The sequence below is a fragment of the Pseudomonas khorasanensis genome, from assembly GCF_014268505.2.
GTDB lineage: Bacteria > Pseudomonadota > Gammaproteobacteria > Pseudomonadales > Pseudomonadaceae > Aquipseudomonas > Aquipseudomonas khorasanensis.
In genome coordinates, this window is sequence record NZ_JABWQP020000057.1 from 1 (window position 1) to 387 (window position 387).

Sequence of the window (387 nt, forward strand, 5' to 3'; positions counted from 1 at the left end):
CCGGCCCCGCCAATCAGGGTGTCGGTACCGCCCAGGCCATCGAGGACGTTGTTGCCGGCATTGCCAGTCAGGATGTTGCTCAAGGCGTTGCCGCCGAAGTTGAGGTTGGCGGTGCCCAGCAGCACGCCGTCCTCGACATTGGCCGAGAGGGTGTAGCTGACGGAGGAGCGGATGACGTCGCGGCCTTCGCCGGCTGCTTCGATCACTGTGTCGCTACGGGTGTCGACAATATAGACATCATCGCCTGCACCACCGATCAGGGTGTCGATGCCGGCGCCACCGTCCAGGGTGTTATTGCCGGCGTTCCCGCTCAGCGTGTTGTTTTGCGCGTTACCGGTCAGGCTCAGGCCGGCGGTGCCCAGCAGTACGCCGTCTTCGACGTTGGCC

At 64.6% G+C, this 387-nt stretch carries 1 protein-coding gene; it reads right to left on the minus strand.

Features of this window, described 5'->3' with window-relative positions:
- A partial coding sequence (locus HU727_RS25570) for a calcium-binding protein (protein WP_367617024.1) occupies nt 1–387 on the minus strand: 387 nt, incomplete at both ends.